This window comes from Fimbriimonas ginsengisoli Gsoil 348, from assembly GCF_000724625.1.
GTDB classification, from domain to species: domain Bacteria; phylum Armatimonadota; class Fimbriimonadia; order Fimbriimonadales; family Fimbriimonadaceae; genus Fimbriimonas; species Fimbriimonas ginsengisoli.
In genome coordinates, this window is record NZ_CP007139.1 from 1,136,484 (window position 1) to 1,149,549 (window position 13,066).

Annotated in this window: 15 protein-coding genes and 1 tRNA gene; 5 read left to right on the forward strand and 11 right to left on the reverse strand. The window is 59.1% G+C overall.

The window, feature by feature from the left end:
• The first annotated feature begins 44 nt into the window (after positions 1 to 44).
• Positions 45 to 728, forward strand: a complete 684-nt coding sequence (locus tag OP10G_RS05180; RefSeq protein WP_025226948.1) for a hypothetical protein — start codon at positions 45 to 47, stop codon at positions 726 to 728.
• A 50-nt stretch (positions 729 to 778) separates the two neighbouring features.
• On the opposite strand, the gene OP10G_RS05185 is transcribed toward OP10G_RS05180, so the two are convergent.
• A complete protein-coding gene (locus OP10G_RS05185) occupies positions 779 to 1,840 on the reverse strand; it encodes a hypothetical protein (protein WP_025226947.1) in 1,062 nt (353 codons plus the stop codon).
• A 383-nt stretch (positions 1,841 to 2,223) separates the two neighbouring features.
• Here OP10G_RS05185 and OP10G_RS05190 point away from each other — a divergent pair, with 383 nt between their 5' ends.
• The 3 genes from OP10G_RS05190 (at position 2,224) to hemW (ending at position 4,133) form a co-directional block, all read left to right on the forward strand.
• Entirely contained in the window at positions 2,224 to 2,484 is a 261-nt protein-coding gene (locus OP10G_RS05190) for an AbrB/MazE/SpoVT family DNA-binding domain-containing protein (protein ID WP_025226946.1), read from the forward strand.
• A complete protein-coding gene (locus tag OP10G_RS05195) occupies positions 2,481 to 2,891 on the forward strand; it encodes a type II toxin-antitoxin system VapC family toxin (RefSeq protein WP_025226945.1) in 411 nt (136 codons plus the stop codon). The genes OP10G_RS05190 and OP10G_RS05195 overlap by 4 nt, the downstream gene beginning before the upstream one ends.
• Positions 2,892 to 3,023: 132 nt before the next feature.
• Positions 3,024 to 4,133, forward strand: a complete 1,110-nt coding sequence (gene hemW / locus OP10G_RS05200) for a radical SAM family heme chaperone HemW (RefSeq protein WP_025226944.1) — start codon at positions 3,024 to 3,026, stop codon at positions 4,131 to 4,133.
• Positions 4,134 to 4,262: 129 nt separating this feature from the next.
• Here hemW and OP10G_RS05205 read toward each other — a convergent pair whose 3' ends face one another.
• From OP10G_RS05205 to OP10G_RS05255, 10 genes are all read right to left on the reverse strand, one after another.
• A complete protein-coding gene (locus OP10G_RS05205) occupies positions 4,263 to 5,147 on the reverse strand; it encodes an L-threonylcarbamoyladenylate synthase (protein WP_025226943.1) in 885 nt (294 codons plus the stop codon).
• Positions 5,144 to 5,998, reverse strand: coding sequence for a shikimate dehydrogenase family protein (locus OP10G_RS05210; protein ID WP_025226942.1), 855 nt, complete (start codon positions 5,996 to 5,998; stop codon positions 5,144 to 5,146). The genes OP10G_RS05205 and OP10G_RS05210 overlap by 4 nt, the downstream gene beginning before the upstream one ends.
• A complete protein-coding gene (locus OP10G_RS24050) occupies positions 5,995 to 7,083 on the reverse strand; it encodes a YqeG family HAD IIIA-type phosphatase (RefSeq protein WP_025226941.1) in 1,089 nt (362 codons plus the stop codon). Before OP10G_RS24050 ends, OP10G_RS05210 begins: the two co-directional genes overlap by 4 nt.
• Entirely contained in the window at positions 7,080 to 8,102 is a 1,023-nt protein-coding gene (gene mltG, locus OP10G_RS05220) for an endolytic transglycosylase MltG (RefSeq protein WP_025226940.1), read from the reverse strand. The genes OP10G_RS24050 and mltG overlap by 4 nt, the downstream gene beginning before the upstream one ends.
• Complete coding sequence (ruvX, locus tag OP10G_RS05225; protein WP_025226939.1) at positions 8,083 to 8,499, reverse strand: Holliday junction resolvase RuvX; 417 nt, start codon at positions 8,497 to 8,499, stop codon at positions 8,083 to 8,085. The genes mltG and ruvX overlap by 20 nt, the downstream gene beginning before the upstream one ends.
• Complete coding sequence (locus tag OP10G_RS05230; protein WP_025226938.1) at positions 8,496 to 9,263, reverse strand: inositol monophosphatase family protein; 768 nt, start codon at positions 9,261 to 9,263, stop codon at positions 8,496 to 8,498. The genes ruvX and OP10G_RS05230 overlap by 4 nt, the downstream gene beginning before the upstream one ends.
• 117 nt (positions 9,264 to 9,380) lie before the next feature.
• Complete coding sequence (locus OP10G_RS05235) at positions 9,381 to 9,899, reverse strand: C40 family peptidase (protein ID WP_025226937.1); 519 nt, start codon at positions 9,897 to 9,899, stop codon at positions 9,381 to 9,383.
• 385 nt (positions 9,900 to 10,284) lie between these two features.
• Complete coding sequence (locus tag OP10G_RS05240) at positions 10,285 to 10,659, reverse strand: T3SS (YopN, CesT) and YbjN peptide-binding chaperone 1 (protein ID WP_025226936.1); 375 nt, start codon at positions 10,657 to 10,659, stop codon at positions 10,285 to 10,287.
• Between the two features lie 240 nt (positions 10,660 to 10,899).
• Complete coding sequence (locus OP10G_RS27190; RefSeq protein WP_025226934.1) at positions 10,900 to 11,724, reverse strand: tetratricopeptide repeat protein; 825 nt, start codon at positions 11,722 to 11,724, stop codon at positions 10,900 to 10,902.
• A 379-nt stretch (positions 11,725 to 12,103) separates the two neighbouring features.
• Positions 12,104 to 12,179 (reverse strand) — tRNA-Ala (locus OP10G_RS05255).
• 372 nt (positions 12,180 to 12,551) lie between these two features.
• Between OP10G_RS05255 and OP10G_RS05265 the strand changes: the two genes are divergently transcribed.
• Positions 12,552 to 12,935 carry a type II toxin-antitoxin system VapC family toxin gene (locus OP10G_RS05265; RefSeq protein ID WP_025226932.1) on the forward strand — a complete coding sequence of 128 codons (384 nt, stop codon included), beginning with the start codon at positions 12,552 to 12,554 and terminating at the stop codon, positions 12,933 to 12,935.
• Positions 12,936 to 13,066: the final 131 nt, after the last annotated feature.

Consider the following 13,066-nt stretch of genomic DNA (forward strand, 5'->3'; position numbering starts at 1 on the left):
GCGCGCGTAACTTGCTCCTCACTCAAGCCGTCTAGAATAAAGCCATGTCAGGTACACCTCGTTTCCTTCGTCCCCTCTTGCTGGGCTTGATCGTTGTTCCTTGCGCCGTGGTCGCCAGCGGGAACGAGGGGACGGCGAGCCAGAACCTGATCGTAAACGGTGACTTCTCCCAGGGGAACACCGGCTTTACGTCCGACCTGCCCTACGCGAAGCCGGCGGTCGACTGCCTTTGGCCGGGCGCCTACACGATTGCCGCTGCGTTCGACCGGCCGCAGTTGCACCACCTTATCGCTCCCGAGTCCTTCGGATCTCCGATTAAGAAGACGGGCAAGGAGAAAGTCTTCTTTGCCAATGCCGGTGGCGTCGAGCCGCTTATGCTTTGGTCGACCACCGTGAAGTGCCAGCCAAAGACGCAGTACCTGATCACCTTTAACTGCATCAGCCTCAGCGGACACATCGAGGAAGGAACCCCGCCCCATCAGGTGGCCACCGAAGAGTGGGTTCCGGACTGCGAAATCTCGGCGAACGGCCAGGTCAGCCCTTCATTCCACGCCGGGCTCGGCCGGTACTACAAGGCGAGAATGACGTGGAACTCGGGCAAGTCCACGACCGCGACGATTAAGATCATCCGATCAAAGATGCTCAATGGCCACAACTGTGGCCTGATCGGGATCAGCAACATCGAGATGGTCCCGTTCCGGGAAGCAGCGAAGAGCGCCGCTAACTGAGGCATAGAAAAAGGGTTGCCGGCGAATCGCCGGCAACCCTTTTTCTGTTTTTAGCTGGACTGGACCTGGATGGTTGCGGTGTGCGTATGCCCGCCGCCGGTGGCGCTGAGCGTTACGGAACTCTGGCCCTGCCCCTGTCCTTGCTGGGACATTTGCAGGTGGATCGTCGTGGTTCCGGGGGAGGCCGAGGCCACGTTGATCGTGAACGGATTCGTCGTCGGCGACGATAACGTGACCCGTGGGTCCGTCGCGGTCGCGGTAACGGTGATCAGCCCAGTGAATCCGTTTTGCGGGTTGGCGGTGACGGTGATCGCCTGGGAGGTCGCACCCGGGGTCAACAGGACGCTATTGGTGCTCGTGCCGAAGGTGAAGTCGCCCGGCAAGTTGCCCGCGACCTGCACATGGAGCATGGCAAACCCATCGTTCGTCCTCGCCCTGAAGAAGACAGGAACGTCGATCGTGCTTCCGGGGGTCGCGGTAGCAGGGATATGGTAGGAGACCGTCGCGGAGAGAGCCCCGTTTGCGGCGATGTTGCCGCTCTGAGGGTTGACCGATACTCCGCCTAATTGGCCGGTGAACTCAACGAGCCCGTGGGCGCTTCCGATCGAAGTCAACGTCAGGGTGCCGGTTACCGTGCTCCCAGGATTTCCTGAGACAGGTCCTTGCCCCTGGAATGCGCCCACCACGGTGGAACTGCCGACGATCAGTTCGTAACTGCTCACAAGCCCGAGGCTGATCGGTGAGGTCTCGGACGAGCGGGCTACTTGGAGGTGAAGGTGGGTTCCTTCGGCAAGCCCGTCCGGAATGTGGACGGTGATCACGTGGTAGTCCACGGCGTTCACAGGACCGACGGTTCCAGTCCAACTGCGATGATCGATGGACGGGATGTCCGAGGAGTCGACGTTGGCGGTGAACGTGTGGCCAGGCTCAGTGCTGTTTACTGCGGTGGTAACCAGCAGCAGGTCAACGGCAGTCCCGGCGAGAACCCCCTGAGGGTTATTAGGCGCGAAGAGGACGCCTTGCCGATCGAAAGTTGTGCCGCTTCCTCCTCCGCCACAGGCAACGATAGTGGCGACGGCAACCGCATAGAGAAGGTAACGAATGAGCTTCATCGAGGCTCTATTATTGCGGAGAGGGGCTGCAAATGCAAAGTCGGCCCATTTAGAGATGGGACCAGGGGCGCATGCGCCTCGCGGGTAAGTTGGAGCTAATGTTTTTGCGTCTCGCGGCAGGAGCGGTTCTGGGAGCGCTGACCGGTTACGGCTATCACAAGCTGATGTGCAGCGTCGGCTCGACGTGAATTAACCGAAAGATCCCGGCGGTGCCGGTGATCATCCTTGCCCTCGCCGGTCTCGGCCTCGCTTTCTACTCGCTGAAGTAGCGGCAGGGGCGAACGTACGTTCGCTCATCGGCGAGGACGCCGAAGAGGCGGAACACAATTGCCGGCAACTAAACGCACCGAGAATGTGTCTTCGGCTCGCGATACAATAGAGCTATGTCGCTCGTAATCCTAGAAGAAGGATCGGTACCCCTTCCCGAAGACCTTGCTGAAGAGTTTGGGCTTCATAAAGGTAGCCCGATCCAATGGGAGCGGACCGAGGACGGTGCTCTTAAGTTGCGGCCAGCGGTCTCTCGTGAGGAGGCCGTCGAGAGGTTGAGCGGCTTGCTGAAGCCTTATCTAAAGCAGCAGGGGGGCGGGGTCGATGCATTCCTTCGCTGGCGTGAGGAAGACGCACGCCTCGACGGTAGCTTGTGACCCACCTGCTCGATACGTCTGGCGCTCTCGCCGCCCTTCTTAACGAAGCCGGGGCAGAGCGTGTGAAAGCGATCCTGTTGGACGCCAAGAACAGCGTCGGTATTTCGGCACTGACCCTGTTCGAGATTGACACTGCCGTGTTCCACCAGACGGGTTCGCGTGAGGCGGCTGACCGCGCCGTACAGGGGATCCAAGAGGCCGTCGCAGAGGTCATTCCGTTCACGGAATCCATCGTCCACCTTGCCCGCGACTTACGCCATGCTGCGACCGCGCGGATTGCTACGGTTGACACGTTAATTGCCGCGACTGCAGTTGATCGTCGCGCGGTTCTAGTTCACCGAGACCCTCACTTCGCCACCTTGCCCGCCGATCGACCGGCTCAGGAGATGCTTCCCAGCAAGCGCTAATAGAAACGCCCGACTACCTTCAGGGATTCTCCGTACGCGGAGGGACGAAACGGCTGATTTTCACCAGTGCTACCGAACGTGCCTCTACTGCGACGCTGCAACTGTACGTAGAAGATCTACCGCCCGAACTGTATGGCTAACCGTTCCCCTCTTGCTGTCTACGTTCACATCCCGTTTTGCCCGAGCAAGTGCGGGTACTGCGACTTCAACTCGTACGCGATGCAGGGGGAGATCGTGGGGCGCACGGTGGAGGCGATCGTTGCAGATATCCAGCGTTCGCCGTGGGCTGGACGACCGGCGAAGACGATCTTCTTCGGCGGCGGTACGCCAACCTATCTAGACGAAGGCTCGCTTCTGCGCATCTTCCAGGCCGTACTGGAAACTCACCCGCCGCTCGATGGCGCGGAAATCACGAGCGAAGCGAATCCGGGGACGGTCGACCACTCAAAGTTTGCCGCGATGCGAACAGCTGGCTTCAACCGGATCTCGCTGGGCGCTCAGAGCTTTCTCGATTCCGACCTCATCGCCCTGGAACGGGTGCACAAGGCGGGAGATATCGAGCGAGCGGTGGGCGCCGCTCGGGAGGCAGGGTTCGATAACGTCAATCTCGATCTGATGTTCGCCCTTCCGAATCAGAGCATCCACGCCTGGCGGCGAAACCTTGACCGGGCGCTGGCCTTGGAACCGGAGCATCTCTCCCTTTACTGCCTAACGATCGAACCGAACACCGCATTTTACAAGCGCCACCTCCGCGGCCAGCTCACTCAGCCGGACGACGATCAGCAGGTGGCGATGTACGAGGAGTGCGTGGCCCGAACCGAAGCCGCGGGATTCCGGCAGTACGAGATCAGCAATTTCGCTAAACCCGGCCGGGAGTGTGCCCACAACCTCTGCTACTGGCACGCCGAGGAGTACGCGGCGTATGGTCCAGGTGCGGTGGGGATGGTCGAGGGCCGGCGGTACACCAACCTCAAGCATCCGCTGGGCTATTGCGAGGCCGTGGAAGCCGGCCTGCCGCTCCCGTTCGAGTCGGAACACTTGGACAAGGACACTTTGCGCACCGAACGGATCATGCTCGGCCTGCGGCTGAACGAGGGGTTATCGCTGACGGGTCTGGAACTGGAGGAGCGGGGAGTACGGCGGCTACTGGATCGCGGCTGGGTCGAATCGGATGCGGAGCGTCTCCGCCTAACCCCGGCCGGCCGCCATTTTTGCTCGGAAGTAGCCTTAGAGTTGATCTAACCCGTGGCGCCGCCTTCCAACCGGTAGCCCAATGTATCTAAAGCCCAGACATTCCGCTATGAGGGATCTGTGACCTCTCCGAGGTCGAGGACGGATGCAGCATCCAAAAAAAGAGCCTTGACGCTTTGCTTAGGTGGCTCGCTTCAAACGATCCCACACCGCGGCCCACTCCGCCGACTTTGGGGGACGTTCGACGAGGATTTCCGGGAGACCTAGGTGGTCGAGGTCGTGAAGTGCGGCGTAAAGGGCCGCGGCATATTGCTCGGGGTCGTCCAAACGGGCGATACCGGGCTCCCCTTCGGGAAGGTGGTCGACCAGCCGGACCGGTGTACGCGGGGCGTAGTGGCGAGGATATTGGCCGGGTGATCGCCGCTCTTTGCTTTGGCCCGCAAGAACAGGCTCCCCCAGTGCGTCTTCCAGGTCACTCTGGGTTACTCTTCCGGGGCGGAGAAGGCGGATGGTGGGACCGGTGGCGTCGACGACGGTGGACTCGAGGCCAACTTCGCAGGGACCGCCATCGAGAATGAGCGCCAGGTGCTCGGCTAAAGAAGGGTCGATATGTTCGGCGCGGGTCGGCGAAAGTCCCATGAACAGATTTGCGCTTGGAGCAGAGAGAGGGACTCCCGCGGCGGCGATCAGCGCACGCGCGGCCGGGTGAGCGGGAACACGAACGGCCACGGTACCTAAGCCTCCGGTCGTTACTTCCGGTACGTCCGATCGTTTGGGCAAGACGAGCGTCAGCGGCCCCGGCCAGAAGCGGCGGGCGAGCTCTTGGGCGTGGGCCGGGAAAGCGGCGGCGACGGTCGACACATCAGTAGCGTCGGCGAGATGAACGATCAAGGGGTTATCGGCGGGGCGACCTTTCGCGGTGAAGGTCGCCCTCACGGCGGCCGGATCGAGCGCGTTCGCCGCCACTCCATACACCGTCTCGGTTGGCATCCCGACCAGCTTGCCCTGCCTCAGCGCTTGCGCGGCAAGCTCGATATTTGCGTCGGTAGGGGGAAGAACCCTCAATCGAGCGCCTCCAGCATAACTTGGCGGGGGGCGGGAACCCCGAGCCACCACTCGAACGCCAACGCCCCTTGAGCGGCGAGCAAAGGTCGGCCGTCGCAGGTGCGCAAACCGCGCTCGGCAGCTTCTCGCAGGAACGGGGTGCCTCCTTCGGCATACATGAGGTCGTAGGCGACGGCATCCCGGCTCGCATTCTCCCAGGGAATGCCCAGGCTCGCTCCTTGTAGGGAGGCTGAGGTGGTGTTAAGGATTAGGTCGGCCCCTTCCGGGTCCGGTTGGGAGAGCAGTTCGGCTTCGATTTCGAGGCCATTCAGCATCTCCACGGCGCGCTCGCGCGTCCGGTTGTAGATCCGCAGCCGCCATCCGGCTTGCGCTAACGCGAACGCCAACGCTCGGGCCGAGCCACCGGCACCGAGGAGGAGGACGGTGGGTTTGATGGTTGATGCTTGATGGTTGATGGTTGACAGAACCGCGCTTCCGGCCTCGCGCCTTAAACTTTCCAACGTCTCCATAAAGCCAGGGGCGTCGGTGTTGATGCAGGCTTTGTCGGCGAGGCGGAGGGTATTGGCAGCTTGGACTCGGCGGGCGAGGGGATCGATCTGTGTGCACCACTTCAGGGCGTCTTCCTTATGCGGAACCGTGACGTTAACGCCGACGTAACTGAGCGCGGACAAGTGGTCCAGGGCCGGGCCGACCTCGCCGGCGGGCACATGGACCGCGACATACCGGTACCGCAAACCCAACGCGGCGTACGCAGCCTGGTGCATGCGAGGCGACAGGGAGTGAGATACCGGATCGCCGATGACGGCGAACTCGGCAGCCGGCGCTTCGCGCCAGGGGAAGACCTGGTTCATTGCTTGAAGGCGTACCGCCGGGACCCGTAGAAGTTCCACGCCGCCGCAACCACCGCGCCCAACGCGTTCGCGACCGCCAGGCTGACCCCTCGATGGCCGGGAATGATGTTGAAGAACAGCGTGAAGACGACGTTGTTGATCACAAGGCCGACCAGCGACACGGCGTAGAACCGCTTCATCTGCTTCAGCCTCTCTTCCTTACCCCGCACCTCGAAGGTCCAGAGCCGGTTCCAGACGAACGAGTTGAACATGGCGAAGAGAGAAGCGATGAAACCCAGAATCGGAGCCGCCGCTCCCTGGTCGTCGCGCGCGAAACTGAAGAGTCCGGGGAAATCGGTGCGCAGCGTGTGCCCTACTTGCTCGCTGAGCAGTTGATTTCCCGCGTGGACGTAACGGATCAGGAAAAACTTGATCGCCAGATCGACAGCGAAGGAGGTAGCGCCAACGATGGCGAACTTCACGAATTGGTGATAGACGGAGCGCTCTCTCAGCGGCTTCGTGACTTCGGCCGCGTTCCCATGTTCGTCGAGCGGAGTAATGAGCGACTTGTAGATCGGCCCGGTCAATAGCCCTTCGATGAAGCGATTGATCCGCGTGGGGCCGAACTCCTTACTCGCCATTTTGCGGACCCAGATAGCGTCGATTCCCGCCCGGTTGGCGCCAAGGATGTCGGTCATCATTTGGTCACCGATCATGATTGCTTCCTCAGGCTTCTTGTGAAACTTGATTAAGGCAAGCCGGTACATCGCCCGACTCGGCTTGAACCGACCGCGAACGGTTTCCACCCCTAGGAGCTGGGTGATGCGCATGAGCCGCTCCACTCGGCGGGTGTTGCTAAGGATGCACAGGGTGAATCCCATCCCTTTCGCCTTCTCCAGCCACTCCACCACCGCCGGGGCGAAGTTCTCCCCCTTCCACTCAACCAGCGTGTTATCGACATCGAGGAGGATTAGGCGCTTGCCGCGATCCCAAAGGCGCTGCAGGTCGACTTGCTCCAGGGAATCGGCGGCATGGGCGGGGGTGAACGGGTGGAAGAAATCGGAGATCCGCTCGCGATCGAAATCGCCGCTTTGCCAGCGGCTCACTGTCCCAGCTCCTTGAGCGCATCTCTGCGCTTTTTAACGTTCTTCAAATGTTCCTTGTAGGTTGACGCAAACGCGCTGCGTTGGCCCGGCATTGCCACATAGAACAGGCTGTCGCCGGACGTGTCGGGTTTCATAGCGGCCTCAATGCTCTTTAGACTCGGCGAACAGATCGGGCCTGGCGGCAGCCCCTCATGGAGGTAAGTGTTGTACGGTGTGTCCAGATTCTTATAGTCGGCATTCGTGAGCCGTTTCCACCGCTGAATTCCGTACAGGATCGTCGCGTCGATCTGTAGCCGCATCTTCTTCTTCAACCGGTTCTCGATGACCCCTGCGATGGCGGCCCGCTCGTCGTCGCGACCAGCTTCGAGTTCGACCATGGAAGCGACGGTTAGGATTCTCGGCAGGTCGGCCGGATGGTTGAGCGGCTCCCATACCTTACGCTCGAACGCTTTGAGCTGCCGCTCGATGACCGCCCGAGCGCCCAGCAGCGGCGGAAGGTCGTAGGTGTCTGGATATAGATAGCCTTCCAGGGTCGTCGAGGGGAGGGGGAACGAGACGAGTTTATGGAACTGCTTCGGGTCGCGATAGAGCGCCATATACTCGTCCGCCGAACAGACTTGGTACTTCGTGTCGAGCAGGTTCGCCGTACGCTGCGCCCAATTCGTCTCCGGAATCCGCACCTTCTGACTGAACGGCTTTCGAAATTCGTTGAGTAGCTCCCTCGCCGTCATGCCCGGGCGAACCTGGTAGGTACCGGTACGGATCTGGGTGGGGGTGCGGGTGATAAAGGCGTAAACCCGGAACGCGGTAGGGTCGCGCACGACCCCTTTTCGCTGCATCTCAGACAGCACCTTAGGTAGCGTCGTGGGGCGCTCGTATCGCACATAAAAAGCCCGGCCGGCGGGCATTGGCGCAGTGCCGGCGGAGAGCCAGAGGAATCCTCCGAGCAGGATGGCGGCAAGCAGGAGCAGGAATGTCCAGCGTCCGAACCTTCGGTTCTTATTGCGTTTTTTGGGCATCCCGGTATCTCTCTAAAATGAGGCACGCAGCCTCGGCGTCGCGGCGTTTGCGCCGCTCGCTCCCTTTCAAACCGCTATCGAGCAAGGTGCGTTCCGCTTCGGCGCTGGTCAGCCGCTCGTCCACCAAATAGACAGGACGGCCGAGCTCTTCCAGATGTCCCGCCAATTGACGACAGATCCGGGCCATTCGCCCTTCCTCGCCGTTCGGCTCGATGGGAAGTCCCACCACGATGGCATCGGCTTGCTCGCGCTTCGCCTGCTGGTCGATGACGTTCGCGTCGGTCTTCAGTTTGCCACTCGCCGCCAGCGGGTTTCGAGGCGCGGGAAGGCCTGCCTCGCCGTCCATCACGGCAAGACCGATCCGCTTAAATCCGAAGTCGACGCCCAGGAATCTCATGCGAACGCCCGGAGTATCTCCTCGTGAAGGACGCCGTTGCTGCTGACCGCTTCGAGGTCGTTGGCGGCGGCCGACGTGAATGGATCGCCGCCGCGAAAGTCGGTGAATTTGCCACCGGCTTCTTCGATCAAGATCTTAATCGCGCTGAGGTCCCAGCGGGTGACGATCGGATCGACCATCGCCTCGATCCGACCCGAGGCGACAAGGGCATGCCCGTAGGCGTCGCTCCATGTCCGAGTGGCGAGCGTCTGGCCCGAGAGGGTCGCAAAGCCGTCCCAGCGGCCGTACTTGATCATCGACTTGGGTCCGCCACAGGCGAGGACGCTTTCCGGGAGATCGCTTTTGGCGGAGACGCGGCAAGGGCGGCCGTTGAGGGTGCATCCTTGCCCCCGCTCGGCGTAAAGCATTTCGCCGAGGGCGGGAAAGTAGCAGACGCCGAGAATCGGCTGGCCGTCTTGCTCGTAGCTGAGCAGGGTGGCGTAGAGCGGGACCCCACTGACGAACGATTTGGTGCCGTCGATCGGGTCGATCACCCATCGGTCGAGCGCGTCGGAGGCGCCTCCTTCTTCCTCGCCGAGGATCGCATCGTGAGGATACACGGCGGCGATCGCTTGCCGGATCATCCGCTCCGCATTGCGGTCGGCGACGGTGACCGGCGACAAGTCGGCTTTCAGGTCGACGCCCACGCCGGCTTGGAAGTGAGCCAACGTCGATCTCCCGGCCCGATAAGCCGCCTCTACCGCAAACGCCAACCGAGGCGACATGCCAGTGAGTCTACCGAAGAGCCTTTGGAAGGCGGAGGGGGGAATGCGGAAGCCGGAAGGCCTTTACTCGGGGCTTCCACAACATTCCGCCTTCCGCATTCCCCCTTCCGCCTTTGACTAGCTCATCCGAATGAAGTGCGTGGACGCGTTGGCGGTTCGGGTGTGGCGGAAACAGCCGTAACCTTCGCGGGATTGACCGTCGTTCGTGTTCCCTTCTAAGGTTCGATAAGAGTTGCCGGTCATCTCGATGACGTGGCCGCCGTGTCCAGTCGTTGGCGATTCGATGATGATGAAGACATCGCCGCGTCGGGGGGTAGTCACGAGCCGTCCAGTTTGGTGAGCCCATTCGTACCAGGAGTGCGTAGACGCCGGATTGGGCGGCAGTTCGGTGCCGCCGCTGTCCTTGAAGTTTGCCGCGACGAAGCTGACGCACCAGGGATCACCGGGATGGGCGCCGGCCGCCTCTAAGAAGTAGCTCACCTCGGGTCCCTTATTCGAGCCGCGCGGCTGCTCCTCGACCTTGCGAACATCCGTCCAGTAGGCCGCCCGCCGCAGAGCCCGCTCGTGAACCGGAAGCGCTTTCCAGGCTTCGGGTGTCAATTCGGGGGCGATGTCGTGTTGAGTCGGTTGAACCACGAGGACATCATACAGCTTCTTGCACCCGCCGCCGGCAAATTGTACTTGTTTCCTCTCGAATATGAGGTCTATCGGGGATCCAGTGGGTGGAACCGGACGTCCCCGCGCCTGCCGCCCTGCCTTTCTCCCAAATTAAACCTAATCGCTCCGTCTGTAGGTCAAATTGAGAGAAAGGCGGGGCTTTGCATGGGCTGTTAAAAAGATCCGTCCAAAGCGCCCACGTCAATTGTCGATAGACCCGAATATGGTTGAGAACAGACGAGAACCGGCGGAACAGGCAACTGAAGCCGTAACTGGAGAGCGGACATCATTGCTCCACGGGCAAACCCCTCCCCTCCTAACCTTTTACGAAGAATAATTTAGGTGATTACGCTCACAGGTGTTCCTAATTTCCAAGTTTATCGCTTATTTCTCTGGAAACCTGGTCGACGATATCCAATAATCTCGGAAAGACCGGTATAAATTGACTGATTTCTCCAAAGAATAGCTCAACAGACACAACGATAGTATCGTTTTTCCAGGTAGCTTTGGCAGCCTTGTACTGACGATTAACGTCGTTGCAGGTCACCATAGCGGCGGTCTGATCACAACCTTCGGCATCTAGGAACTTCGCCAGCCGAAAATACTCCGGGTCCTTTTCAGCGACGAAAAGGATATACGTCATGCCCTCATATTTGAAGACGATGTCACCATCCTCGTCAGTCTTGGGGCGGTAGCCTTCGTCCAAGAGATACGTGGTGTAGATCTCTCCCTTGGTCATCACAAGTACACCTTATACTGACCTTGAAAACCTCCGCGCTTTACAGCAACCTGGCCATTTACGTAGAGCGTGCATTCTGCCCCGGCGTCAGTGTCGACCTCAAAGTGCGCCTCACCGTTCGAATTCGTTCGCTGATCAGGCGTGAACCCACCTGCCATGAACTGATGGATTTCGAATGATACTCGGACGTCCTTCGCAGGCCGACCGTCACTTCCTAATATAAGAACCGCAATATATCGCTTAGCCATGGGTTTGTTTTTGCTCCTCGATGTTGTGAAAGCCCGCAATCTTCAAAGCTTTAGTTAAGGGAATTAGGACTGAATACTTGACCAACTTTCCCAATCTAGGGTGCCTAACGACTACCTCTGCTGCTCCCGGGCCGGTCGCGTAGTACCACTTTACGAACAACTTTCCCATCGCGTGTCTGAGCAAACAACGATCCCGCCAATTTCTCAAAACGAGAACGTCAGGGTGATCATACGAGCCATAACAGGCTGTCGCAATAAAGCAGGGGCCCTTCTTTGGTGGATTTTCTAGCTCTGCCAAAAATTTCCTGGCGGCAATATATGTCTCTTCGAGATGCTGAAAATTGGCGGTAATATAACGTAGTTCGGTGATTGCTTCTGGTTTACGCCCAATTGCCTGCAGGATATCTGCCTTAGTCAGCCGTGCGTAGGCATTGTCGGAGATTGATAACGCTTCGTCCAGAATTTTCAAAGCCTTGTTTGCGTTGTTTTTCTCCTGAGCTCTCGCAATTCCTGCCGCAGCCAAACCGCCCACTAGCGATTCCGATCCCTGTGCCATTTTGCGCATCAGAACCGAGGAGCCGAAGACCCGTAGGGCTCGAAAAACGTGATAGTTGGATTCGTGAAAGAGAACATCAGAATCTGAAGAATCCAGGGATTTGGCCGTCGTTATTTGCTGAAGGTAGACCTTGAGCTTCTGATCGATTTGCTTTTCGACCTTAGAGTCCTTTTTCGCATCTCCGGTCATTTGGGCGAAGAGGACATCTAAATCACTATCGTATTCTTCCAGAAGTCTCGTTTCCGCTGTTGGTAATGGCATATCTGTGGTAGCTCCGCGCCAAATGGTAATGGAATTGGCGGAGAAATATCAGACAACCATTAAAAACATGCATGTTTACTAGTGAGAGCATGTACATCCGCCTATCGTTTTGTAGGGGTATGCCAAAGGCGTTTCAACGGAACTTGGGGTTCCAGTGGATGACCGCTTTGGCTTGGCTGGCCGCTATGTCAGGTCGACCGTCAAGAAAATAATCCGGACCGTGGCCTGCCTCTAGGTCCTTAATAGGGCCTGGACCGGTACCCGAGTTCCTCTAAACCGAACGCTGCTACCGAGCGTATCCGGGAGTACTGACTAGAACTTCCTTCAACTGTGCCGGGATGTTTATAGAAGTGCCACCACGCGATAATGTGAAGACGGATGGTGGAGGCTAGGGGACTCGAACCCCTGACCCTCTGCTTGCAAAGCAGATGCTCTCCCAACTGAGCTAAGCCCCCAAAATGGCGTCGCGCACGTCGCATGCGGCCAACGATCGGACACAGAGTATACCTGTCTTCAGAAATCCCGGTCGATCGTTCCTGTGATTAGCGCGACATGGTCTACTATATGACTATGATCCAGGCAAACGTAGCTCAAGTGAAGGCCCGGCTGTCTCACTTTTTGCGGCTCGCGAAAGCTGGCGAGAAGGTGGTGATTTGCGAGCGAAATCGACCGATAGCGGAACTCACAGCCGTTCGTCCTCCGGTTGATAGGGCGTTGCGCGAGTCCGCCTTTGGAATGTATGCCGGACAGGTCGACGAGAAGGAGTTAGAGGACGCGTTACGACCGATGACCGATCGAGAGGCGGATGAATTTGTCCAGGGCGGACTTTGAAAATCCTCCTGGACACAAGTGTCCTCTTACGGCTTTCGCTCGCAGAACAGACGCTCAGCAAGGAGTTGAAGGAGATATTGCTCGGGACGGAAAACTTGATGGTTACGGCTATTTCGCGCGCCGAGATCAACATCAAAGTCTCCGTCGGCAAACTCCATCTCCCGGTCCCCGAGTCGGTGTTCTGGGATGAGCTTATCTCGCGGCTTCAGGCCACTCAACTATCGTTTGACACTGCTCACGCCGCGCGGTTGGCGAGCTTGCCTTTATATCACCGCGACCCTTTCGACCGAATGATCTTGGCTCAATGCCTGGTCGAGGACCTAGTTTTAGCGACGACCGACATCATGCTTGGAAGTTACGGCGTGACCGTGGTCAATTAGAGTTCTCTCTCGCCCGCGACCTGGAGGTGCACACTGGTCAGCGAGAGTACCATCGCCTCGATCGGCACAATCAAGTAACTTCACCGGCCTCGGAGCCTTCCATTTACCGCTATCATTGCGGCTGCTAGTAC

What these genes read in the sequence shown, in the direction of transcription:
- OP10G_RS05230 (WP_025226938.1), bottom strand. Translation starts at nt 9,263, where the DNA reads ATGTCGCCTCGGTTGGCGTTTGCGGTAGAGGCGGCTTATCGGGCCGGG.
- OP10G_RS27190 (WP_025226934.1), bottom strand. Translation starts at nt 11,724, where the DNA reads ATGCCATTACCAACAGCGGAAACGAGACTTCTGGAAGAATACGATAGT.
- OP10G_RS05190 (WP_025226946.1), top strand. Translation starts at nt 2,224, where the DNA reads ATGTCGCTCGTAATCCTAGAAGAAGGATCGGTACCCCTTCCCGAAGAC.
- OP10G_RS05210 (WP_025226942.1), bottom strand. Translation starts at nt 5,998, where the DNA reads ATGAACCAGGTCTTCCCCTGGCGCGAAGCGCCGGCTGCCGAGTTCGCC.
- OP10G_RS05180 (WP_025226948.1), top strand. Translation starts at nt 45, where the DNA reads ATGTCAGGTACACCTCGTTTCCTTCGTCCCCTCTTGCTGGGCTTGATC.
- mltG (WP_025226940.1), bottom strand. Translation starts at nt 8,102, where the DNA reads ATGCCCAAAAAACGCAATAAGAACCGAAGGTTCGGACGCTGGACATTC.
- OP10G_RS05240 (WP_025226936.1), bottom strand. Translation starts at nt 10,659, where the DNA reads ATGACCAAGGGAGAGATCTACACCACGTATCTCTTGGACGAAGGCTAC.
- OP10G_RS05185 (WP_025226947.1), bottom strand. Translation starts at nt 1,840, where the DNA reads ATGAAGCTCATTCGTTACCTTCTCTATGCGGTTGCCGTCGCCACTATC.
- ruvX (WP_025226939.1), bottom strand. Translation starts at nt 8,499, where the DNA reads ATGAGATTCCTGGGCGTCGACTTCGGATTTAAGCGGATCGGTCTTGCC.
- hemW (WP_025226944.1), top strand. Translation starts at nt 3,024, where the DNA reads ATGGCTAACCGTTCCCCTCTTGCTGTCTACGTTCACATCCCGTTTTGC.